Origin of the sequence: Kitasatospora sp. NPDC056327, from assembly GCF_042261735.1 — a bacterium.
Classification (GTDB): domain Bacteria; phylum Actinomycetota; class Actinomycetes; order Streptomycetales; family Streptomycetaceae; genus Kitasatospora.
Genome location: NZ_JBHJRC010000132.1, coordinates 1 through 21,511, shown reverse-complemented (window position 1 = coordinate 21,511; position 21,511 = coordinate 1). Strand labels below are relative to the sequence as shown.

15 protein-coding genes are annotated in these 21,511 nt (G+C 74.5%); 12 read left to right on the top strand and 3 right to left on the bottom strand.

What is annotated here, in order from left to right; translation table 11 throughout:
* From ACFCX4_RS20040 to ACFCX4_RS20030, 3 genes are all read left to right on the top strand, one after another.
* On the top strand, positions 1-207 hold a 207-nt coding region (locus tag ACFCX4_RS20040), incomplete at its 5' end, for a hypothetical protein (RefSeq protein WP_376144217.1).
* A gap of 69 nt (positions 208-276) precedes the next feature.
* Complete coding sequence (locus ACFCX4_RS20035) at positions 277-1,290, top strand: metallophosphoesterase family protein (protein WP_376144215.1); 1,014 nt, start codon at positions 277-279, stop codon at positions 1,288-1,290.
* A gap of 137 nt (positions 1,291-1,427) precedes the next feature.
* A complete protein-coding gene (locus ACFCX4_RS20030) occupies positions 1,428-2,084 on the top strand; it encodes a maleylpyruvate isomerase N-terminal domain-containing protein (protein ID WP_376144213.1) in 657 nt (218 codons plus the stop codon).
* Between the two features lie 75 nt (positions 2,085-2,159).
* Here the strand turns inward: ACFCX4_RS20030 and ACFCX4_RS20025 are convergent, their stop codons facing one another.
* A complete protein-coding gene (locus ACFCX4_RS20025) occupies positions 2,160-2,840 on the bottom strand; it encodes a TetR/AcrR family transcriptional regulator (RefSeq protein WP_376144211.1) in 681 nt (226 codons plus the stop codon).
* A 112-nt stretch (positions 2,841-2,952) separates the two neighbouring features.
* Between ACFCX4_RS20025 and ACFCX4_RS20020 the strand changes: the two genes are divergently transcribed.
* Complete coding sequence (locus ACFCX4_RS20020) at positions 2,953-4,005, top strand: alpha/beta fold hydrolase (protein WP_376144209.1); 1,053 nt, start codon at positions 2,953-2,955, stop codon at positions 4,003-4,005.
* 100 nt (positions 4,006-4,105) lie between these two features.
* Here the strand turns inward: ACFCX4_RS20020 and ACFCX4_RS20015 are convergent, their stop codons facing one another.
* Positions 4,106-5,023 carry an NADP-dependent oxidoreductase gene (locus ACFCX4_RS20015; protein ID WP_376144221.1) on the bottom strand — a complete coding sequence of 306 codons (918 nt, stop codon included), beginning with the start codon at positions 5,021-5,023 and terminating at the stop codon, positions 4,106-4,108.
* 583 nt (positions 5,024-5,606) lie between these two features.
* Between ACFCX4_RS20015 and ACFCX4_RS20010 the strand changes: the two genes are divergently transcribed.
* Positions 5,607-7,202: an alpha/beta fold hydrolase gene (locus ACFCX4_RS20010; protein ID WP_376144207.1), complete on the top strand. Its 1,596-nt coding sequence runs from the start codon at positions 5,607-5,609 to the stop codon at positions 7,200-7,202.
* 184 nt (positions 7,203-7,386) lie between these two features.
* On the top strand, positions 7,387-8,076 hold the full coding sequence (locus ACFCX4_RS20005; protein WP_376144219.1) for a hypothetical protein: 690 nt from the start codon (positions 7,387-7,389) through the stop codon (positions 8,074-8,076).
* A gap of 103 nt (positions 8,077-8,179) precedes the next feature.
* On the opposite strand, the gene ACFCX4_RS20000 is transcribed toward ACFCX4_RS20005, so the two are convergent.
* Complete coding sequence (locus tag ACFCX4_RS20000) at positions 8,180-9,436, bottom strand: ATP-grasp domain-containing protein (RefSeq protein ID WP_376144205.1); 1,257 nt, start codon at positions 9,434-9,436, stop codon at positions 8,180-8,182.
* Between the two features lie 451 nt (positions 9,437-9,887).
* Between ACFCX4_RS20000 and ACFCX4_RS19995 the strand changes: the two genes are divergently transcribed.
* From ACFCX4_RS19995 to ACFCX4_RS19970, 6 genes are all read left to right on the top strand, one after another.
* Entirely contained in the window at positions 9,888-11,153 is a 1,266-nt protein-coding gene (locus ACFCX4_RS19995) for an MFS transporter (RefSeq protein ID WP_376144203.1), read from the top strand.
* Positions 11,154-11,467: 314 nt separating this feature from the next.
* Positions 11,468-11,662 (top strand): MbtH family protein, encoded by a 195-nt coding sequence (locus tag ACFCX4_RS19990; protein ID WP_376144201.1) that lies wholly within the window; start codon positions 11,468-11,470, stop codon positions 11,660-11,662.
* A gap of 88 nt (positions 11,663-11,750) precedes the next feature.
* Complete coding sequence (locus ACFCX4_RS19985) at positions 11,751-12,686, top strand: ornithine carbamoyltransferase (protein WP_376144199.1); 936 nt, start codon at positions 11,751-11,753, stop codon at positions 12,684-12,686.
* A 287-nt stretch (positions 12,687-12,973) separates the two neighbouring features.
* Positions 12,974-16,168 carry an amino acid adenylation domain-containing protein gene (locus tag ACFCX4_RS19980; RefSeq protein ID WP_376144197.1) on the top strand — a complete coding sequence of 1,065 codons (3,195 nt, stop codon included), beginning with the start codon at positions 12,974-12,976 and terminating at the stop codon, positions 16,166-16,168.
* Positions 16,165-21,393 (top strand): amino acid adenylation domain-containing protein, encoded by a 5,229-nt coding sequence (locus ACFCX4_RS19975; protein WP_376144195.1) that lies wholly within the window; start codon positions 16,165-16,167, stop codon positions 21,391-21,393. The genes ACFCX4_RS19980 and ACFCX4_RS19975 overlap by 4 nt, the downstream gene beginning before the upstream one ends.
* Positions 21,290-21,511: hypothetical protein (locus tag ACFCX4_RS19970; RefSeq protein ID WP_376144193.1), on the top strand; the 222-nt coding region annotated here is incomplete at its 3' end. The genes ACFCX4_RS19975 and ACFCX4_RS19970, both read left to right, overlap by 104 nt.

The following is a 21,511-nucleotide window of genomic DNA, read 5'->3' as shown; positions in this document are numbered from 1 at the left end:
TTTAATCTTTTTTTTTTTTTTTTGTTGTCTTTTTTTTTGTTAATTTTCCCCGGCCCCGGGCCGGCCGGGCCGGGGCCACCGCCGCGCCAGGAGGGCCGTTCGGGTGCCCGATCGGGCACTGGTCCGTCCGGCGGGCGCATGGAGCACCGTGGTCTCGACCACCCGTCGGTGACTGTTCACCTGGACGCCCATTTGATCGCGTATTGATAACGGGTCTGGTCCAAAGCGCGGGGCCGAACCCTCCTCGGCCGTGCGCGACAGTCGAAAGGAACGACCATGGAACGCAGATCCCTGCTCGGAGCCACCGCCGGCGCGCTGGTGCTCGGAGGTCTCGCCCAGGGGACCGCGGCGGCAGCACCCTCCGACGGTGACGAGGGCCTCGTGACCTCGTTCAACGTCATCAGCGACATCCAGGGCGACCTCGCCGACTTCGCCCAGGCGCTCAAGGACATCAGGGCCACCAACCCGCGCGGTTCGGGCCTGGCCGTCGCCGGCGACATCACGCCGCGCGGCTACGACTTCGAGTACGCCGAGGTCCAGAAGGTGCTGGACCAGGGACCGAAGCCGCGCGAGGTCGCCTGGGCCATCGGCAACCACGAGTTCTACGTGCCGAAGTACTCCGACCCGAACACGCTCGCCCAGAGCACCTGGCCCAACGGCACCACCGAGGACTCCCTCTTCCGCAGCTTCCACCGCTTCGCCAAGCGGTCCACGATCTACGCGGAGACCACCTTCGGGGGCATACCGGTCCTGACCCTCGGCACCGAGCGCTACATGAAATACCACGACAACTCCCTCTGGGACGAGGTCTGGATCAGCGACGCGCAGTTCCGGTGGCTGGAGGACCGCCTGCAGTACTGGGCGCGCCGCCGCAAGCCGGTCATGGTGATCACCCACCACCCGCTGCCCAACACCGTCTCCGGCACCCGGAGCAAGATCTACCTGAGCGACTACCTCCAGCCCGACCGCCTCCTCGGCCTCCTCGGGCGCCACCGCGACGTGTTCCTCTTCAGCGGTCACACCCACTGGGACCTCAACCTCTCCGACTGGTACGTGCGCCGCACGGTGCCCGGCACGGCCAACCTCGACGGCTTCTCGGTGATCAACACCGGCGCCGTGCAGACCGGCTTCGCCGACAACGGGCAGGGCGGCGAGGTCACCGTCCCCGGGCGCTTCAACCAGGGTCTCCAGGTCGACGTCCACCGCGACCGGGTCGTCATCCGGGCGCGCGACTTCGCCACGGGCACCTGGATGAAGCGGATCACGGTGCCGCTGTCCACCCGGATCTGACGGTCCGTCCCCGCGGCAACCCGGTGGCCGGGCTCCCTCCCAAGGGGTCCGGCCACCGGCCCATCCGCCCGTCCACCGTCCGCCGTCCGCGGGTTCGCCCGCCCGTTCGCCCGCCCGGCCGGTGGTACTTTGCGGGCGTGGAACTCTTCGGGCGGTCGTGGGCGGCGCTGCGCGCGGCGGTGGACGGGCTCGCGGCGGAGGACTTCGCCCGGCCGTCGGGCTGCGCCGGCTGGCTGGTGCGGGACCTGGTGTGCCATCTGGTGATCGACGCGCAGGACGTGCTGATCACACTGGTGACCCCGTCCGCGGCCGAACCGACCCGTGACGCGGCGTCGTACTGGGAGGTCCACCGGGAGGCGCCGGACGGGCAGGACCCGCTGGACGCCCTGACCGTCAGGCTGGCGGCCGCCTACGGCGACCCGGAGCTGCTCCGCTTCCACCTGGACGACGTCGGTTCCGCAGCGGGGCGCGCCGCCGGACTCGCGGATCCGGTGCTGCGGGTGGAGACCCAGGGGCAGGTGCTGACGGCGGGCGACTACCTGGACGCGTATGTGCTGGAGTGGACCCTGCACCACCTCGACCTGGTCGCCCGCCTCCCGCACGTGCCGGGTCCGCCCGCCGAGGGCCTGGCCGCGGCCCGGCTGCTGCTGGAACGCATCGCCGGAGCCCCGTTCCCGGCCGCGCTCCCGGACACGGACGCCCTGCTGATCGGCACCGGGCGCCGCCCCGCGACCCCGTCCGAGCGGGCCTCGCTCGGGTCGCTCGGGCCGCGGCTGCCCCTCGTCCTCGGCTGACGGACCCCGCCCCGGACCCCGCCCCGGACCCCGCCCCGGGGCCCGGGGCGGGCGGCCCGGGATGCCCGGCCCCGGTCAGGACCGCGGCGAGGGCCGCTCCCGCAGTCCGTCCAGCACCAGGCCGGCCAGGCGCTCGGGCAGTTCGGGCCCGACGGGGCGGTGGCCGAGGAGGGCACGGGTCTGCAGGGGGGCGCAGAGCAGTTCGAGGGCCAGCGCGGCGTCGGTGTCCGGCGGGAGCTCCCCCCGTTCGACGGCCCGGGTGACGATGGTGCCGGCCTGGTCGAGGCGGGAGTGCCAGAACGCCTGCCAGGCGTCGGCCAGGCCGGGGTCCTCCGAGCCGAGCGCGGCGGCCCGGGCGACGGCGCGGCCGGTCGGGGTGGCGAGGTAGCGGGCCAGGGAGCGGGCGAAGTCGGCCAGGTCGGTGCGGACGGCGCCGGTGTCCGGGACGGGGATCCCCTCGTCGCTGCCGGCGAGCATGGCGTCCAGTACCAGCTTCTCCCGGCTGCCCCAACGCCGGTACACCGTGGTCTCGTTGACCCCTGCGCGGGCCGCGACCCGGGCGACGGTGAGGCGGGCGAGGCCCTCCTCGGCCAGCAGGTCCAGGGCCGCCGTCAGGACGGCCTCGCGCACCCGCGCGGCGCGCCCGCCCGGACGCCGGCGGACCGTACCGGGCCCGGACGGGTCCGTGGTCGCGCCCACGCCCACGCCCGCGTCGGCCCCGCTCGTACCCGTCCCGCTCGTGCCGGGCTCGTTCATCGTCGATCACCTCGGCCACCACCTTAACGCGGGAGGGCTTGCGTTAGGCGCCGCTCCGGCGCATAGTCGCTAAGGCAAGAGTTCCGGCTTTAAGCACGGCAGGAGTCGTCCCATGTCCTTCACCTGGCCCCAGGACCCGCAGGACCTGTTCGTCGAGCGCCACCCGCAGATGACCCTCGGCCTGCCCGCCGCCGAGGTCGACGCGGTCCGGGCCGCGATCACCGGGATGTGGCCCGACCGGCCCGGCGGCTGGGTGCACGAATGGTCCGCCCTCGCGGCCCGGCACGCCGCCGCCGGCCGTCACCGCGAAGCCGCCCAGGCGTACGGCTGGGCCAAGTTCCCCGCCCTCGCCGACGAGCCGAAGCGCACCGCGCTCGCCCGTCAGGTCGAGCAGTACGTCCTCGCCGCACCCGGCTTCCCGGTGGAGTTCGAGCGCCGGGTGCTCACCGTTCCGTACCGGGGAGGGGAGACGGCCCTGCCGGTCCACCTGATGGCCGCCCCCGGTCTGCCCGCCGACGCCCCGGTCGTCCTGGCCAGCGGCGGCGTCGACTCCTGGAAGACCGATCTGCACGGCATGTGGGAGCAGCTCGCGCTCACCCTGCCGGCCCGGCTGCTGCTGTTCGACCTCGCCGGCACCGGCGAGAGCGCCCACCTGCCGATGACCCCGGACGGCGGGGCCGAGGTGGTCGCCGGGCTGGTCGGCTTCGCCCGCACGATCGGCAACGGCAGGGTCGGACACTTCGGCATCTCGATGGGCGGCTACTACTCGGCCCGCAACGGACTGACCGGTGCGGTGGACGCCGCCGTGGTGCTCGGCGGCCCGGTGGAACGCTCCTTCGCCCCGGGCCGCGGTTTCGCCTTCGGCATGGACGGCATCGTCGGCAACGCCCTGGGCTTCGCGAGTGCCCCGACCACGGCCGAGCGCGAGCGGGCCATCGCGGCCTTCGACCTGCGCCCGCTGCTGGACCGGGACGCCAACGGGCCGATGCTGGTGGTCAACGGCACCGAGGACGTGCACGTCCCGGCGGCGGACACCCTGGTCTTCCGCGGCCGCCGGGACACCCGGGTCGAGCTGATCCCGGACACCGGCCACTGCGCGATCTCGCGCTTCGACGAGGCGATGGCCGTGATCGTCCCCTGGCTGAAGGACACCCTCGTCGGCTGACCGCGGGCCCACCCTCCGGCGGACGCCGAGGAGGGGCCCCGGGGCACGCCCGGGGCCCCTCGTCGACATCCTCCCCGGTGCGGGGCCGGAGGCCGGCGGCTCAGACGTCGATGACGATCTTCCCCGCGACGTGGCCCTCCCGGCTGAGCCCGAACGCCGCCGCGAGCTCGGCCAGCGGGAACGTCGCGGCGATGTCGACCGTGAGCCGGCCCGCGTCGGCGAGCCGCCCCAGTGCCGCGAGGTCCTCGCCGGACGGGCGGACCCAGACCCACTGGCCGCCGGCGCCGAGCACGGCGTCGTCGGCGATCGAGGCGTGCCGCCCGCCGTCGGCCAGGACGGCGAGGGTGGTGTCGAGCACCCCGCCGACGCAGTCCGCCACGACGGACACGCCGTCCGGGGCGAGCGCGCGGACGCGTTCGGCCAGCCCGTCCCCGTACGCGACGGGCTCGCAGCCCAGCGCGCGCAGCCGGTCGTGGTTGCGGGGAGAGGCCGTGCCGATGACCCGCGCCCCGAGCACCCGGGCCAACTGGACGGCGAAGGAGCCGACGCCGCCGGCCGCGCCGTGCACGAGGACGGTGTCCTGCGCCCCGGTGCCCAGCCGGGTGAGGAGCTGATGGGCGGTCAGCCCGGCCAGCGGCACCGCCGCGGCCTGCGCCCAGGACAGCGAGGCGGGCTTGGCGGCGAGCGAGCGCACCGGCACGCTGACGTACTGGGCGAACGTGCCGCCGTGCACGTAGTCCTTGCGGGCGTACGCGAACACCTCGTCGCCGACCGCGAACTCCGGCACGTCGATGCCGACGCGCTCCACGGTGCCGCTGACGTCCCAGCCCGGCACGACCGGGAACACGGTCTCCATCAGCGCGTCGAGCCCGCCCGCCATGATCTTCCAGTCGACCGGATTGACCGCCGCGCACCGGACCTTGACGAGCACCTCCCCGGGCGCGACCTTCGGCAGCGGCAACTCCGCCTCGCGCAGCACCTCCGCCCCGCCGTAGGAGTCGTACGCCATCCCCCGCATGGTGTCCTCGGACATCTCACAACCTCTCCGTGTGCCGTTGGCCGCCCCCATCCCACCACGGCGGCCCCCCACCACCCAGGACCCCGCTCCGCCGCCGTGGTGGCCGAATCGGCCGCACTGTCCGAGCCGGAGGCGCGGGAGACGCCGGGGACCTTCGTCCGGGCGTTCCGCGAGTCGCGGGACGTCGCGCCGGGGCGGGGACGGAAGGGGCCGGGGCGGCGACGGAAGGGGCCGGGGCGGGGACGCCCCGGCGGGCGAGCCGGCCAGGACACCTGGGGCGCACGTCCGCACCCGTGGCCGGCCGGGCCGCTCCCGATACGTGCGCCGTAGGTTCCGGGTCCGCCCGACCTCCCTGTGGCGCAGGCCGGTCGAAGCCGTCACCCGCCGGGATCCCGGCGTGGCGCGGGGCGGCCCCTGCTGCCCCGGGTGTACGCCGCCGCGCCGGTGTGGTGCGGCTGACGTAGCGTCGGTTCGTGCGGTGCGGCGATGCCCCGGGGCGGGGTGCGCTGACAGGCTCGACCGGCACGGCCCGGAGGCTTCCGGGCCGGCCGTGTCCGTGTCCGTCACCGTCAGGAGCAGCACCATGATCACCCCCGGCAGCGCCGTTCGGCGCGCCTCGGCCGCGGGACTCGTCCTCGCCGCCGGCCTCACCGGCTGCCTGGTCACCGCACCCACGGCCGCCGCCGCCCCCGGCGCCCCCGGCCCTGGCGTCGCCGCCGCAGACGCGGCTCCGGCGCCCGGGCTCGGCCGCTACTACCGGCAGCGCCCCGACTGGCACGGCTGCGCCCGGGGTGCCGGTGACGGGACCGGCCGCGCGCTGGACGCCGCCGGAGCGCTCTGCGCGGACGTCACCGTGCCGCTGGACTACGGCAACCCCGGAGGGCGGACCATCACCGTCGCGATATCCCGGCTGAAGGCCACCGACACCCGTCACCGGATCGGCTCCGTCCTGGTCAACCCCGGTGGTCCGGGCGGTTCCGGCCTCGGCACGGGGCTCGCCGTGCGTCCCGCGATGAAGGAGACCGGCGCCCGCTACGACCTGATCGGCATGGACCCGCGCTTCACCGGCCGCAGCACCCCGCTGGACTGCGGACTCCCCTCCGGGCCCGGTCTGCTCTCGGCCGGCTCCGACCGGGCGGGCTTCGACCGGCAGACGGCCCGGGCCCGCAGCGTCGCGGAGCGGTGCCGGGCGACCAACGGCGAGGTCCTGCCGCACGTGACGACGCGCAACACCGCCCGCGACATCGACGTCGTCCGCGGGGTCCTCGGCGAGCGGAGGATCTCCTACCTCGGCTACTCCTACGGCACCTACCTGGGCACGGCCTACACCCAGATGTTCCCCGCCCGCTACGACCGGGTGGTCCTCGACAGCGCCCTGGACCCCGACCGCTACAACCCCCGCCTCCTGAAGGGGGCCGACGCCGAGAACGAGCGGGCCTTCGACGGCTGGGCGGACTGGACGGCCGCGCGCGACAGCACCTACGGCCTCGGTCGCACCCGCGACCGGGTGCGCGCCACCGTCGACGGCCTGATCGCCGCCTCCGCCCGCACACCGCTCACCCTCGGCAGCGGCCCCGACACCTTCCGCCTCGACGACAGCCAGGTCCCCGCCCTGCTCTTCACCGAACTCGCCGGTGACACCGATCCCGTGCGCGCCGCGCTCGCCGAGCACGTGGCCCTGCTCGCCCGGGCCGCCGAGGGCCGCCCCACCGAAGTGCCGCCCGCCTTCGCGGAGTTGCTGCGCACCGTGTTCACCCCCGCCGGTTCCGCCCTGGCCAGCGCGCAGACCGCGATCCTGTGCGGCGACGCACCCGCCCCGCGCGACCCCGAGACGTACTGGCGCGACATCGAGCGCGGTCGCGCCGCCCATCCGCTGTTCGCCCCGCTGACCGAGAACATCACCCCGTGCGCCTTCTGGGAGCGCCCCCGTGAGGAGCGTGTCCGGGTCCGCCACGACACCCCGGCCCTGATCGTCGCCGCCACCGGTGACCCCCGTGTCACCTACGACGGAAGCGTCGCCCTGCACGGCCGCCTCCCCGGCTCCCGCCTGGTCACCCTGGACGGCGCCGTCCAGCACGCCAGTTACGGCGTCTACGGGAACGCGTGCGTCGACGCCACCGTCAACTCCTACCTCGCCACCGGCCGGCTTCCCGCCCGCGACCGCACCTGCGCCAAGTAGCCCGACGGATCCGGGCGCGGGGCGGGCGCCCGGAACCGCCTGTCGCGGAGGCCCCGGGCGCCGTAGATTCACTCCGTGCCCACGACACGGCGGTGGGCGGGACGACCGGGGGTGACCTTTGCGGGACGGCTATTCCGACGGTCTCCTCACGCGCCGGGCGCGCGACACGCACCCGGTGGACCTGATGTGCCGCTACCTCGTGCACGGCTCGGTCGAACGGATCCCCGGCCTGCTGGCCGGCCCGGAGACGCTGTCCTTCGACCACCTGAGCCGGCACGTCCGCGCGGAGCACCGGGCCGGCCACGACGACGCGGACGTGTTCTCGCTCTTCGTCGAGCGGAAGGTCCGGGGGCGGCCCTACGGCCTGGAGTTCAGGATCTACTTCGTCGCCGGGCGGCCCTACGCCGACGCGGTGATCCCGTTCGGCGCGCCGGTCGGCCTTCCCCGGTTCATGCACCACCTCCGTGGGTGCCACGGCTCGGCGGGAGCCCCGGGCGACTGGGACTTCGACGTGTTCACCGACGTGCGCGACCTCCGGGAGAGCGTCGTGCTGTTCGGCAACCGGCGCGAGATCTGGTTCCGGGTCAGCGGCCGCCCGGTGGCGTCCGGCGGGTCCGGGCCGGGCCACCGGTGCCGGCTGGTGACCGGCCGCCTCCACGGCAACCTGTTCGGGGCGCAGACCCGGCTGCACGCGGGCAGCGTGCTGTTCCCCGACCGCCTCGCCGCCGTCGGGACCGCCTCCGCCGGGGCCAGGGCGTACCGCCGGTACGTCGCCCGGCTGCGCGACCCGCTGCCGATGCGGTCGGCGCTGCCCGCCCGCCCCGACTTCGGCGCCCGGGGACGGCCGGGCCGGGCCGTCCGCCCCGCGCGCTGACCGTTGCCGGGTCACGCGCGTCGCCGCCCCGGCCCGGGACGCGACCGCGGCTCCCCGGGCAGGGCGCCCTGGGCGGGGACCGGCCGCGCCCCGGACCGGCCGGTCACAGGATGTCCGCCTGGTCGGCGGGGTGGCGGGCGATGAACGCGAGTCCCGCGACGGCCCGGCGGGCCAGTTCCACGGCCTCCTGGGCCGTGTCGGCGTGGGCGCGGGCGTGGGCCAGGCGGGAGAAGCTGTTCTGGAGGCCGTTCAGCGGGGTGCCGGGCTTGCCGAGCACGGTCAGCGTCACCTCCGGCGGCAGCGCGGCACCGGCCCCCGCCACCTCGACCAGGGTGCCGGACGAAGGGGCGCCCGCGAACCAGATCGCCTCGCACCGGGTCGGCCGCGCCGGGTCCGCGAGCGCGGCGCGGACGCCGGGGAGCACCGTTTCGCCCAGCACCTGGCGCAGCTGACACTCGATCATGTCCACCCCGGTGGCGTCGGTGACCATGGTCCAGAGCTCGTCGCCCCCCGTGCGCAGGTGGGTCTCGATGACCCTGGGGCCGGCGGGTGTCACGATGATCTCGGTGTGGGTCGGGCCGAACTCCACCTCAAGCGCGTCGAGCGTCCTGATGACGTGACTCTCGACCGCCGCCCTCCGCTGCGGGTCCAGCGCGGCCGGCAGCACGTGCCCCAGCTCGACCAGCGAGACCGGGTCGGAGTACTTGCGGGTGACGGCCAGCACCACGTGTTCCCCCTTCTCGGAGAAGGCCTCCACGCTGTACTGGTCACCGCTCAGGAACTCCTCGACGCCCACCTCCGAGCCCGCGCCGATCCCGCTGGCCCGCAGGAAGGCGGATTCGGCCCCCTCGGGCGCGCGCAGTACGGAGACCCCCTTGCTCGCCGCCCCGTCGACGGGCTTCACCACGCAGGGGTAGCCGTGCTCGGCGGCGAACTCCCGCAGCGCCTCCGTGCCGTCGACGACGGCGCAGGCCGTCTCCTCGACCCCCGCCGCGGCGAGCCGCCGCCGCATCGCGTGCTTGTTCCGGACGAGTTCGACGACCTCCGGGCGGTGCGTCGCCAGCCCCAGCTCCTTCGCCACCAGGGCGGCCTGCGGACGGCAGTCGTCGTAGAAGGAGCCGATCCGGGTGACGGGGTGCAGCGCGTGGACGGCCCGGGCCAGGGCCAGCCACTCGCTGTCGGGGGCGTCGGGGCGCAGGACGACGACGCGGGCGTGCTCCTCGGAGTCGTCGAGTTTCTCCAGGTGTTCGGGCCAGCACATCACCGAGGTGGTGACCTCGCCGCCCGACCGCGCCCCGGCTGCCCGCATGCGCTGCGGGATGTCGTACCCGACGCCGAAGACCAGGACGTGTTCAGCCACGAGGAACTCCTTCTTGGAGACGGTTGGGGGCCCGGGGACGCGACCGCACCGCGGCGGTCCGGGCCGGAAGGGGCGTCGCTCGCTCGCGCCCCGCGCGCCTGTTCGGGGCCACGGCCGGCGTCCGCCCCGCCGAAGGACCGTACGCGTGAGGATGGTTGGCGGGCGGGAGCGTGACCCTGCTGAGATCTTCGCCAGGGAGTTCAACGGTGTCAAGAAATCAACTGGCCGTAACCGTGGGCCGGACATAGCCTGGCACGAGCCAGCGGATCTTGGGACGCACGGGGGCGGACATCCGGAGCGCGGGCCGCACCGCGTGCCGGTCGTCCGGCACCCACCGGCACACCCTCACCGGCCACCCTCGCCGACCGCGACTTCGCGGCCGTACGAGCGCCGCGGAGCCGGCCCCCGTGCGTTCCGGCGTCCGTCCGCCGTCGACGCACCGAGGAGCGCAGTGATCAAAGGACTGATTCCACCGCCCGGTACACCCCGGGTCCTGGCCCTCGCCCAACTGGTCTGCCGGACCGGCGACGGCGCGTACTACATCTGCGCCGCCCTGTTCTTCACCCGGATCGTGGGGATCTCCCCGGTGAGGATGGGTCTGGGACTGACCATTGCCTGGTCGGTGGCGCTGGTGCTGAGCGTGCCGCTGGGCCATCTCGCGGACCGCCGGGGACCGCGGGCCACCGCCGTCACCCTGTTCGTCTGCGCGGGACTGGCCATCGCCTCCTACCTGTTCGTCTCCTCCTTCGCGCTGTTCCTCGTCGGCGCGTGCGCGTACGCGGTGTCGCAGCGCGGCGGCTCGGCGGCCCAGCAGGCGCTCCTGGCCGGCCTGGTCTCCGAGGGAGAGGTCACCAGGATCCGCGCCTACGTGCAGTCCGCGTACAACGCCGGACTCGCCGTCGGGTCCGCGCTCGGCGGCATCGCCCTGCTGCTGGACCGGCGCGAGGCCTACTACGCGGTCTTCGCGCTCAACGCCCTCGCCTTCTTCGCGGCCGCGCTCGTGCTCAGCCGGGTGCCCGAGGTTCCGCCTGCGCCGGTGGCACGGCCGGGAGCCCCCGAGGGGGGAGCGTCGGTGTTCGCGGACCGCCCCTACGTCGTCGTCACCCTGCTGAACACGCTGCTGCTGCTCCACATACCGCTGGTGGACATCGCCCTGCCGCTGTGGATCACCAGGCACACGGCGGCGCCCGTCTGGTTGCTGTCCGTGATGTTCATGCTCAACACCGTCTCGGTGGTGCTCTTCCAGGTCCGCGTCTCCAGCGGTGTGACCGGGCTGCACAGCGCCACCCGCTACGTCTTCGCGGGCAGTGCCCTGCTCGGGCTGGGATGCGTGGTCTTCGCCCTCACCGGCGCGGGCGGTTCGGCCTGGGTGGCCGGCCTGCTCCTGCTGGTCGCGGTGGCGATCCAGGCACTGGGGGAGATGATGCAGGCGGCGGGTGCCTGGGAGATCAGCTTCGGTCTCGCGCCGCCCGGGAAGCACGGCCAGTACCAGGCGTTCTTCGGAAACGGCACCACGGTCGCCGAGATGGTCGGCCCGCTGCTGCTCACCGGACTGATCGTCTACTGGGGTGCCCCGGGCTGGATCCTCCTCGGCGCCCTGTTCGTCGTCGTGGCCGCGCTCGTGCGGCCGGCGGTCCGCTGGGGCGAGCGGGTCCGCGCCGGGGTACCGGCTCCGGTGGAGTCGCAGGGCAACCTCGGTGGCGCGGTCGGGAGTTGAGGATCCGGCGGGGTATTCCGGCCCGGGAATGTGATCCTTGTCATGCTCACGTAGAGTGCGTATGTGATCCGTATCGCTGCGAAGTGTCCGGAATCGGAGGTTACTCCGTGTTGGGCACGGCGGAATTTCTGCCGTCCGGTGCGAACGGCAAACGGAAAAGGCCTTCACCTTTGTGGGACGGTGTGCAAGCATCTCGACAGTCGGGTGAGGCCGAATCGCCGGCCGGAACGACACTTCCCGCCTTGATCACGACTGTTTCTCAGCGGTCGGCCGGCGGGTCGTTACAAGAGCCGAGTCGGGGGAAAGCGGCAGAGATGACCACCTATCGCGTCGTCGTCAACCATGAAGAGCAGTACTCCATCTGGCCCAGCAGTGCGGAGCCGCCGGCCGGGTGGGATTTCGAGGGATTCGAAGGAAGCCGCCAGGCCTGCCTGGCGCGGGTCGACGAGGTGTGGACCGACATGCGTCCCGCCTCCATCCGGCCTCCCGTGGACGTCGCCCGGCCCTGACCGGGCCTCCACCGGACGGTATCGATCACTTCCGCCGCAGGCCGGCGATCCCGGGCGTGGCGGCCCTCAGCCACTGGAGTGACAGACCATGAACGCTCGTGCGGTACGGCACCTCATATCCACCAACGACCTGACCGACGGCGAGCTCGTCTCGCTCGTCGAACGCGGGGCCGAGTTCTCCTCGGCCTCCCTGCGCGGCGGCGACCAGCTCTCCGGTCTGGTCGCCGGCATCCACTTCCTGAAGACCTCCACCCGCACCCGTACGTCGTTCTCGGCGGCCGCGCTGCGGCTGGGCGCGCAGATCGTCTCCTTCGGGCCGGACGACCTGCAGACCAACACGGGCGAGACCCTTGAGGACACGGCCGAGGTCCTGTCCCGAATGCTGGACCTGCTCGTCGTGCGGACCGCCGGCGACCCCGCCGACCTGCGCGCCCTGACCGGCCAGCGCAGGATGGCCGTCATCAACGCGATGACGGCCGACGAGCACCCCACCCAGGCCGTCGCCGACCTCGTCACCCTCCTGCGCCGCTTCGGACGGATCGAGGGCCTGCGGGTCCTCTACGCGGGCGAGGGCAACAACAGCGCGGCGGCGCTGGCGCTGACGCTCAGCAGGTTCAAGGGCGTCCACCTGGAGCTGCGCACCCCGCCGGGCTACGGGCTCACCGCCCCGGTGCTGCGCGCCGCGCGGGCCAACGCCTCGAACAGCGGCGCGACCGTGACGGAGTTCCACACCATGGACGGCGCCGCCGACGGGTTCGACGTCATCTACGCGACCAGGTGGCGGACCACGGGCACCAGCAAGCCCGACGCCGACTGGCGCGGCGTCTTCGAGCCCTTCCGGGTCACCTCCGAACTCTGGGACCGCAGCCCGAACGCGGTCTTCCTGCACGACCTGCCCGCGCACCGCGGCGAGGACGTGACCGCCGAGGTGCTGGACGGCCCGCACAGCCTGGCCTTCGACCAGGCCGAGAACAAGATGTACGCCGCGATGGCCGTTCTGGAGTGGTGCGCCGACCGGCGCTGACCCCACCTCGGATCCTTTTCATTCCTGAGTTCGGCGCCAGGAATTCCCGAACCCCGCCGGTGGCCCTCGTGCGCCCTTTTCCGGCCGGCCGGCAGCGGTGTTCTTCCTGCGCCCGAGTCTCCTGCGCGGCGCCCTTCGGGCGCGCGCCGAAAACGCACACGGGGGAATCACCGTTGAAATCACAGTCAACCGCGTTACCGAACGCACGGTCCGCCGCGTTACCGGACGGCGAGCTGCCGCAGTGGAACGACACGGCCCGTGACGGCCTGTCGCTGACGCTGCCCCGGATGTTCGAGACCCAGGCCCGGCGCACTCCGGAGGCGACCGCGGTCGTCCACGGCGCGACGGTCCTCACCTACCGGGAGCTCAACGAACGTGCCAACCGGCTGGCACGCCTGCTGATCGACCGGGGCGCCGGCCCCGAGGAGCGGGTGGCCCTCGTGCTCCCGCGCTCGGCGGAGACGCTGGTCGCCGTCCTCGGGGTCGTCAAGTCGGGGGCCGCCTGGGTCCCGGTCGATCCCGAGTACCCGCGGACCCGGATCGCCGGGCTGCTGGCCTCCTCGGACCCGCTCCTGGTACTGGGCACCCGCGGGACCGCCGGGAGACTCCCGGACGGCACGGACGTCCTCGTCCTCGACGACGGCGGGACCGCCGGCGACCTGGCCGGGCGGGCCGCCCACGACGTGACCGACGCGGAGCGCGCCGCCCCACTGGTCCCGGACCACGCCGCGTACATCATCCACACCTCCGGCTCGACCGGCACGCCCAAGGGCGTCGTCGTCCCGCACCGCGGTCTGGCCAGTCTGGCCGTCGACCACATCGAGCGCTTCGGGATCCGACCGGGCGACGGCGTCCTGCAGTTCGCCTCGTTCAACTTCGACTGTTCGATCGGCGACATGGTGATGGCGCTGGCCTCCGGGGCGGCCCTCGTCGTCCGGCCCGCCGACTGTCTCTCCGGGCACCAGCTGGGGGAGCTCATCCGGCGGACCGGCGCGACCCACACGACCATCCCGCCGCAGGTCCTCGCCGCCCTGCCGCTCGCCGACCACCCGTCCCTGCGGACGATCGCCACCGCGGGCGACGTGCTCCCCGCCGAGCTGGTCGCCCGCTGGGCGCCCGGGCGCCGGATGTTCAACGCCTACGGTCCGACCGAGTCCACCGTGGACGCCCTGGCGGTCGAGGTCACCGACGGGACGTCCGCGCCGCCGATCGGCCTGCCCGTGCTCAACACGCGCGCCCACGTGCTGGACGCCGACCTGCGCCCGGTGCCGGTCGGCGGGGCGGGCGAGCTGTTCATCGCCGGAGCCGGTCTGGCCCGAGGCTACCGGGGGCAGCCGGGACTGACCGCCGAGCGCTTCCTGCCCTGCCCGTTCGGCGAACCCGGCGAGCGCATGTACCGCACGGGGGACGTCGTCCGCCGGCGGCCGGACGGCAACCTGGAGTTCCTCGGACGCGTGGACGAGCAGGTCAAGATCCGCGGGTTCCGCATCGAGCCGGGCGAGATCGAGGCCGTGCTGAACCAGTACGCCGACGTCTCCGCCGCACTGGTGACGGCCCGGGAGGACCAGCCGGGCAACAAACGCCTCGTGGCGTACGTGGTGCCGGCGCCGGGCCCCGCGCCGGAACCCGCGCAGCTTCGGCAGCGACTGGCCGCCCGCCTCCCCGACCACCTGGTGCCCTCGGCCGTCGTCGTGCTCGACGCGTTCCCGCTGAACGCCAACGGCAAGCTGGACCGCCGCGCGCTGCCGCTGCCCGACCTGTCCGCCCTGTCGTCCGGCCGCGCGCCGTCGACACCGCGGGAGGAACTGCTCTGCGCGCTGTTCGCCGGGGTCCTCGGACTCGACCGGGTCGGGATCGACGACCGGTTCTTCGACCTCGGCGGGGACAGCATCCTGACCATCCGGCTCGCCGCCAGGGCCCGCGAGGCGGGCTGGGCGCTCGAACCCGCCGACGTGTTCGCCCACCAGCGGGTGGTGGAGCTGGCGCCGCTGCTGGAGCCGGTCGCCGCGCCCCCGGGCACCGCCGCCGAGGAGCCGGGCGACGCACTGGGACCGCTGCCGCCGACACCGCCCGTGACCAGGGCGGACCTGCTCGCTCCCCGGGCGGACGCCCCCTGGCAGTCCGCCGTGCTCACCGTCCCGGCCGACCGCGACCCGGGGCTGCTCGTCGCCGCGCTGCAGGCCGTGATCGACCACCACGGCGCCCTGCGGTTGCGCTGGGACGCCGAGGCGCAGCAGCCGGGGCGGTGGGACGCGGAGGTGCTCGCCCCCGGGTCCGTCGACGCCGGGGCCGCGGTGGAGCGGGTCCGGACCGGCGCCGCGGACGAGGAGGGCGTCCGGGCCGCCGTCGAGGAGGCGGTGCGGGGCGCCGCCCGGGCACTGGAGCCGGCGAAGGCCGCGGTGCTGCGCGCCGTGTGGTTCGACCCGGACGCCGGACCCGGACGCCTCGCGCTGGTGGCCCACCGGCTCGTCGTGGACCGGGTGTCCTGGGAGGTGGTCCTGGCCGACCTCGACACGGCGTGGACGGCGCTGCGGGCGGGGGAGCCGGTGGCCCCGGAACCGGCGGGCACCTCGTACCGGAGCTGGGCACGGCACACGGCGGGGACGGCGGACGAGCCGGCCGGCGCGCCGGACACCGCGTGGTGGGCCGGGACGCTCGCGGTGCCCGATCCGGCGCTCGGCGGCGGCACGGCCGGCGCGGATCCCGCCGCCCCGGTGCGGGAGCTGACGGTCCTCCTCCCGGAGGAGGTGAGCGCTCCGCTGCTCACCTCCGTGCCGGAGGCCTTCCGGGCGCTTCCCCGGGACATGGTGCTGACCGGCCTGGCCCTGGCGGTCGCCGAGTGGCGGGCCCGCGAGGGGGAGCCGGCCGGCAGCGCCGTGCTCCTCGACCTGGAGGACGACGGCCGGACCGGGTTCGCGCCCGGCGTCGACCTCTCCCGGACCGTCGGACTCCTCGCCGCGGACCGCCCGGTGGCGCTGGACACGGGGCTCCCGCCCTGGGACGAGGTCCGGGCCGGCGGCGCGCGGGTCGGCGAGGCCGTCAAGCGCGTCAAGGAACAGGTGCGGGCGGTCCCCGCCCGCCCGCACCGGCCCGACGGGCACACCCCTCCCGGGTCCCCGGCCGTCAGCACGCCGCGGATCGGCTTCCGGCACCCGGGCCCCGACACGGCGGACGGGCGGGAGGACCCGGCACGTCACGTGGAGTTCGGCGGTGAACGCCTGGCCCCGGGCCACGCGCTGGAGGTGACCTCGGCCGTGCACGGCCCGCCCGGGGCCCCGCGCCTCGGCACCACCTGGACCTGGCTCCCCGGGCGCGTCACCGAACGGGCCGTCGGGGAACTCGCCGCGCTGTGGACCGAGGCCGTGGAGGGCATCGCGACCCACGGCGCACGCCCCGGCGCGGGCGGCCGCACGCCTTCCGACCTGTCCCTGCTCTCCCTGAGCCAGGACGAAATCGACGACCTTGTGAGTGAGTGGGAATGAGCGAGAGCTCCGGCCTGACCGACATCCTGCCCCTGTCGCCGCTGCAGGAGGGAATGCTCTTCCATTCCCTGTACGACAAGCAGAGCATCGATGTGTACATGCCGCAGATGGTCATCGAGCTCGACGGCGACGTCGACGCCGGCGTCCTCCGCACGGCCGTCGCGGCCCTGTTCGCGCGCCACGAGAACCTCCGGGCCTGCTTCCGCACCCGCACCCGGCGCGGCGCCCCGGTCCAGCTGATCCCGGCGCACGTGGACGTGCTGCTGAAGGAGCACGACCTGGCCGGCCTCCCGGCCGCCGAGCAGGCGGCCGCGATCTCCCGCCTGATGAGCGAGGACCAGGCGCGGCGGTTCGACCTGACGCGCCCCCCGCTGCTGCGCTTCATGCTCATCCGCCGTGCCGAGCGCGCCTGGCGGCTGGTGATGACCCATCACCACATCCTGCTGGACGGCTGGTCCATCCCGGTGCTCATCGACGAGCTGCTCACGCTGTACCGGCAGGGCGGCGACACCACCGGCCTGCCCCCGGTGGCCCCGTACAAGAACTACCTGGCATGGCTGGCCGGGCGGGACTGGGAGGCGGCCCGCCGGGGCTGGCGGGACTCGCTGGCCGGCGTGGACGAGCCCACGCTCGTGGCGCCGGCGAGCGCGGGCCGGCCCCCGACGCTCCCCGAGACGATCGAGGCCGACCTGGGCGAGCGCACGACCGCAGAGCTGACCGCACGGATCCGCCGGCACGGCCTCACCCTGAACACGGTCGTGCAGGGCGCCTGGGCGCTGGCCCTGTCCCGCCTCACGGGCCGCGACGACGTGGTCTTCGGGATCACCGTCTCCGGCCGGCCCACGGAGGTCGAGGGCGTCGAGCGGATGGTCGGCCTGCTGATCAACACCGTTCCGGCGCGGCTGCGGGTCAGGCCCGGGGCGACCCTGGCGGAGCTGCTCGACGGACTCCAGCAGGACCGGGCACGGCTGCTGCCGCACCAGAACCTGGGCCTCACCGAGATCCAGCAGCAGACCGGCGCGGGGACCCTGTTCGACACCCTGATGGTGTTCCAGAACTATCCGACCGCCCCCACCGCCGAGCAGCGCAGGGCCGGGGACGTCCGGCTGGTCGAGGCCTACAGCGTCGACGCGACGCACTACCCGCTCGGTCTGACCGTCTTCCCGGGGAACTCGCTGCGGCTCTGTCTCGACCACCAGCCCGGCGCCGTCGACCGGGACACCGCCCGGCGGCTCCTCGGCTGGCTGGTGCGGCTGGTCGAAGCGGTCGCCGCCGACCCGCTGCAGCCACTGGCCGCCGTCGAGGTCCTGGACCCGGCCGAGCGCGAGCGGCTCCTCGTGGAGTGGAACGGTCCCGCCCACGAGGTGCCTGCGACCACCGTGCCGGAGCTGTTCGAGGCCCAGGCCGCCCGCACCCCCGACGCGGTGGCCGTCGTCGCGGACGGCGGCCGGCTGACCTTCGCCGAGCTGAACGCCCGGGCCAACCGGCTCGCCCGCGTCCTGACCGGCCGGGGCGTCGGCCCCGAGAGCCTGGTCGGGCTGGCCCTGCCCAGGTCGGCCGACCTGGTGGTGGCCGTCCTGGCCGTCCTCAAGTCCGGTGCCGCCTACGTGCCGATCGACACCGACCACCCCACGGCGCGGATCGCCCAGCTGGTCACCGACGCCCGGCCGGGCGTGGTCGTCACCGAGGGCCGCCTCCGGCCGGTCCTGCCCGAGGGCACGGCCGTGCTCGCCCTGGACGCCGCCGGCACCGCCGAGGCGCTGGAGGGCCTGCCCGCCACCGACCTCGGCCAGGGCGAACGCACGGCCCCGCTCACCCCGGACAACGCCGCGTACGTCATCCACACCTCCGGCTCGACCGGTGTCCCCAAGGGCGTCGTGGTCCCGCACCGCAACGTCGTCAACCTCTTCCACGACCACCGCGCCGAGCTGTACCGGCCGGAGACGGCACGGGCCGGGGCCGACCGCTTCCGGGTGGCCCTGGCCGCCTCCTTCTCCTTCGACGCCTCGGTGGCCGGTCTGCTGTGGCTGCTCGACGGCCACGAGCTGCACGTCGTCGACGACCGCAGCCGCCACGACCCGGCCGCGTTCCTGGAGTTCGCGGCGCGGGCCCGCATCGACGTCGTGGACGTCACGCCCTCCTTCGCCGAACAACTGGTCGCGGAGGGACTGCTCACCGGCCCCCGCCCCGCCCTGCTCGTGGTGGGCGGCGAGCCGGTGTCCGCGTCGCTGCTGGAGGAGCTGGCGGTCGCGCAGGACACGGTGACGTACAACTTCTACGGCCCGACCGAGTACACGGTCGACGCGACGTTCCACCGGCTCGACGCGGCCCGGGGCCAGGTCATCGGCCGCCCGGTGTGGAACACCCGGGCCCACGTCCTGGACCACAACCTCGCGCTCGCGCCGGTCGGCACCGTCGGGGAGCTCTTCCTGGCGGGCGCCCAGGTGGCACGCGGCTACCTGAACAGGCCGGGGCTGACGGCCGACCGGTTCCTGCCCTGCCCGTACGGCGCCCCCGGCGAGCGCATGTACCGCACGGGCGACCTCGTGCGCCGCCTGCCGGACGGCGAGCTCGAATACGTCGGCCGCGCCGACGACCAGGTGAAGGTGCGGGGCTTCCGCGTCGAACTCGGTGAGATCGAGGCCGTGGTCCAGCAGCACCCCGCGATCGACCGGGGCGTCGTGGTCACCAGGGCGGACACCCTCGGGAACCAGCAGGTGGTCGCCTACGTGGTGCCGTCCGCGGGCCCGTCCGGCGCCGGGCCGGAGGCCGACGACACCGCGGAGCAGCAGGTCGACGAGTGGCTCCAGGTGCACGAGGCGATCGACACCGACGACACCTCGCCGATCTCGTTCGGCGAGGACTTCGGCGGCTGGGACTCCAGCTACACCGGTGACCCGATCCCGCTCCCGGAGATGCGGCAGTGGCGGGCCGAGGTGGTCCGGCGGATCGCGGAGCACGGCCCCGCGCGGGTCCTGGAGATCGGTGTCGGGTCCGGCCTGATCCTGGCCGGGCTGGTCGACCGGGTCGAGGAGTACTGGGGCATCGACCTCTCGCCGACCGCCATCGCCCTGCTGGAGGCGCACGTCCGCGCGCAGGGCCTCACCGGCAAGGTGCGGCTGAGCAGCCGGCCCGCGCACGCGACGGAGGGGCTGCCGGCCGGACACTTCGACACCGTCGTCATCAACTCGGTGGTGCAGTACTTCCCCAACGGCGCCTACCTCCGCCGGGTCATCGACCAGGCACTCGACCTGCTGGCACCGGGCGGCCGGATCTTCGTCGGGGACGTGCGCCGGGCCGCGACCCTGCGCGCCTTCCACACGGCGATCCAGGCGGGCCGCGCGGACGCCGGGCAGGACGGCGGCCGGCTGGCCACCGCGGTCGAGCGCGCCGTGCTCCTGGAGCGGGAACTCGTCATCGACCCGGAGTTCTTCACCGGGCTCGCCGCCCGCTCGGACGGCCGGATCGCCGGGGTCGACATCCGGCTGAAGCGCGGCGAACCGCACAACGAACTGACCCGCCACCGCTACGAGGTGGTGCTGCACAAGGCACCGCTGGCCGCCGAGTCCTTCGCGGAACTGCCCGAGCTGGCCTGGGGGCCGGACATCGACGGTCTCGACGGACTCGCCGAGCGGCTCGCCCGGCACGACGGACCGGTCCGCGTCACCGGGATCCCCAACGCGCGGCTCGTCGCGGAGGTCTCCGCGGCCGGGGCCCTGGCCGAAGGAGCCCCGCTGTCCCGGGTCCGCGCCCTGCTCGCGCGCACGCCGGGCGACGCGGTCGACCCCGAGGCCGTGCACGGCTGGGGCCGCGCCAACGGCCGCGCCGTCCACACCACCTGGTCGCCCGCGGCGGCGCACGCCTTCGACGCCGTCGTCCTGGCCGGCGCCGGGGAGTCCGCGGCGCTGACCGACGTGTACGCCGCCCCGGCCGGCCAGGCCGCCGGGCGCTCCGCGGTCAACGACCCGGCGGGCGCCCGCCGCACCGGCGAACTCGCCGTCTCGGTCCGCGCACACGTGAGCCGGATCCTGCCCGACCACATGGTGCCGAGCGCCGTCGTGGTCATGGACAGGCTGCCGGTGACGCCCAACGGGAAGCTCGACCGCAGGGCACTGCCCGCTCCCGACCTGTCCGCGGTGGTGTCGAACCGGCTGCCCCGCAACGAGCGGGAGGAGACGCTCGGCCGGCTCTTCGCCGAGGTGCTCGGCATCGAGCGGGCCGGCATCGACGACAGCTTCTTCGACCTGGGCGGCAACTCGCTGCTCGCGATCCGGCTCGCCTCCCGGGTGCGCGCGGTGCTGGAGGTGGAGCTGCCCGTCCGCGTGCTGTTCGAGGCGGCCACCGTCCAGGCCCTCGCCGCCCGGCTCGGCGTCGAGGACCGCGAGGCCGGACTCGGCGTCCTGCTCCCGCTGCGCCCCCACGGGAGCCGCCCGCCCCTCTTCTGCATCCATCCGGCGGGCGGCCTGGCCTGGCCGTACGCCCGGCTGGTGCAACTGCTCGACCCGGAGCAGCCGGTCCACGGCATCCAGGCCCGCGGCATCACCCGCCCCGACCTGGCGCCGCGGACGATCCGGGAGATGGCGGACGGTTACGTCGAGCACATCCGCACCGTGCGACCCGAGGGCCCCTACCACCTGCTGGGCTGGTCGTGGGGCGGCCGGATCGCCCACGAGGTCGCCCTCCGGCTGCGGGAACTCGGCCACGAGGTGGCCCTGCTGGCGATGCTCGACGCCCGGCCCTCGGCCCCCGACAGCGCCCCGCCGGGCGAGGAGGAGTTCGTCGAGTACATCCTCCACGAGCTGGGTCTGGAGCGCGGTGTGTTCGGGGACGGCGAGCGGCCGACCCTGGAGCGGCTGCGCGCGGTGCTCGCCGACGGCGGTTCGCCGCTAGCGGAGCAGCTGGCCGCGTCCGGATCGTCGCTGGCGGGCCTGGACGAACCGGTGCTCAGGGCGATCTACGGCATCTACCGCAACGAGGCCGGCATCGGCGCGGAGCCGCCGCGCGCGGCCTTCGACGGCGATCTGCTGTTCTTCACCGCCGGGGCCGAGGCCGGGGCGGCCGGCCTGGCCGGGCTCTGGACGCCGTTCGTCCGCGGCCGGGTGGAGAACCACGAGATCGACTGTGAGCACCTGGCCATGGCCGACCCCGAGCCCCTCGCCGAGATCGCGGCCGTCGTCGAGAAGCACCTCGGCAGCGCGCGGAACGGCTCGGACTCCCGCAGCTGAGGTCCGCGGGGTCGCCGGCTTCTACTGGTCGCTGCGGCCCATGGGCGGCGGCACCGAGTGGGAGGTCGAACCCCGTTACCTACGAACCCCGTTCCCCATAGAGCGGCTGCGGGCCCGT

Excerpts from the sequence above, each read along its gene's own strand:
- ACFCX4_RS20035 (WP_376144215.1), top strand. The coding sequence starts at position 277 with ATGGAACGCAGATCCCTGCTCGGAGCCACCGCCGGCGCGCTGGTGCTC.
- ACFCX4_RS20025 (WP_376144211.1), bottom strand. The coding sequence starts at position 2,840 with ATGAACGAGCCCGGCACGAGCGGGACGGGTACGAGCGGGGCCGACGCG.
- ACFCX4_RS20020 (WP_376144209.1), top strand. The coding sequence starts at position 2,953 with ATGTCCTTCACCTGGCCCCAGGACCCGCAGGACCTGTTCGTCGAGCGC.
- ACFCX4_RS20015 (WP_376144221.1), bottom strand. The coding sequence starts at position 5,023 with ATGCGGGGGATGGCGTACGACTCCTACGGCGGGGCGGAGGTGCTGCGC.
- ACFCX4_RS20010 (WP_376144207.1), top strand. The coding sequence starts at position 5,607 with ATGATCACCCCCGGCAGCGCCGTTCGGCGCGCCTCGGCCGCGGGACTC.
- ACFCX4_RS20005 (WP_376144219.1), top strand. The coding sequence starts at position 7,387 with ATGTGCCGCTACCTCGTGCACGGCTCGGTCGAACGGATCCCCGGCCTG.
- ACFCX4_RS19990 (WP_376144201.1), top strand. The coding sequence starts at position 11,468 with ATGACCACCTATCGCGTCGTCGTCAACCATGAAGAGCAGTACTCCATC.
- ACFCX4_RS19985 (WP_376144199.1), top strand. The coding sequence starts at position 11,751 with ATGAACGCTCGTGCGGTACGGCACCTCATATCCACCAACGACCTGACC.
- ACFCX4_RS19980 (WP_376144197.1), top strand. The coding sequence starts at position 12,974 with ATGTTCGAGACCCAGGCCCGGCGCACTCCGGAGGCGACCGCGGTCGTC.
- ACFCX4_RS19975 (WP_376144195.1), top strand. The coding sequence starts at position 16,165 with ATGAGCGAGAGCTCCGGCCTGACCGACATCCTGCCCCTGTCGCCGCTG.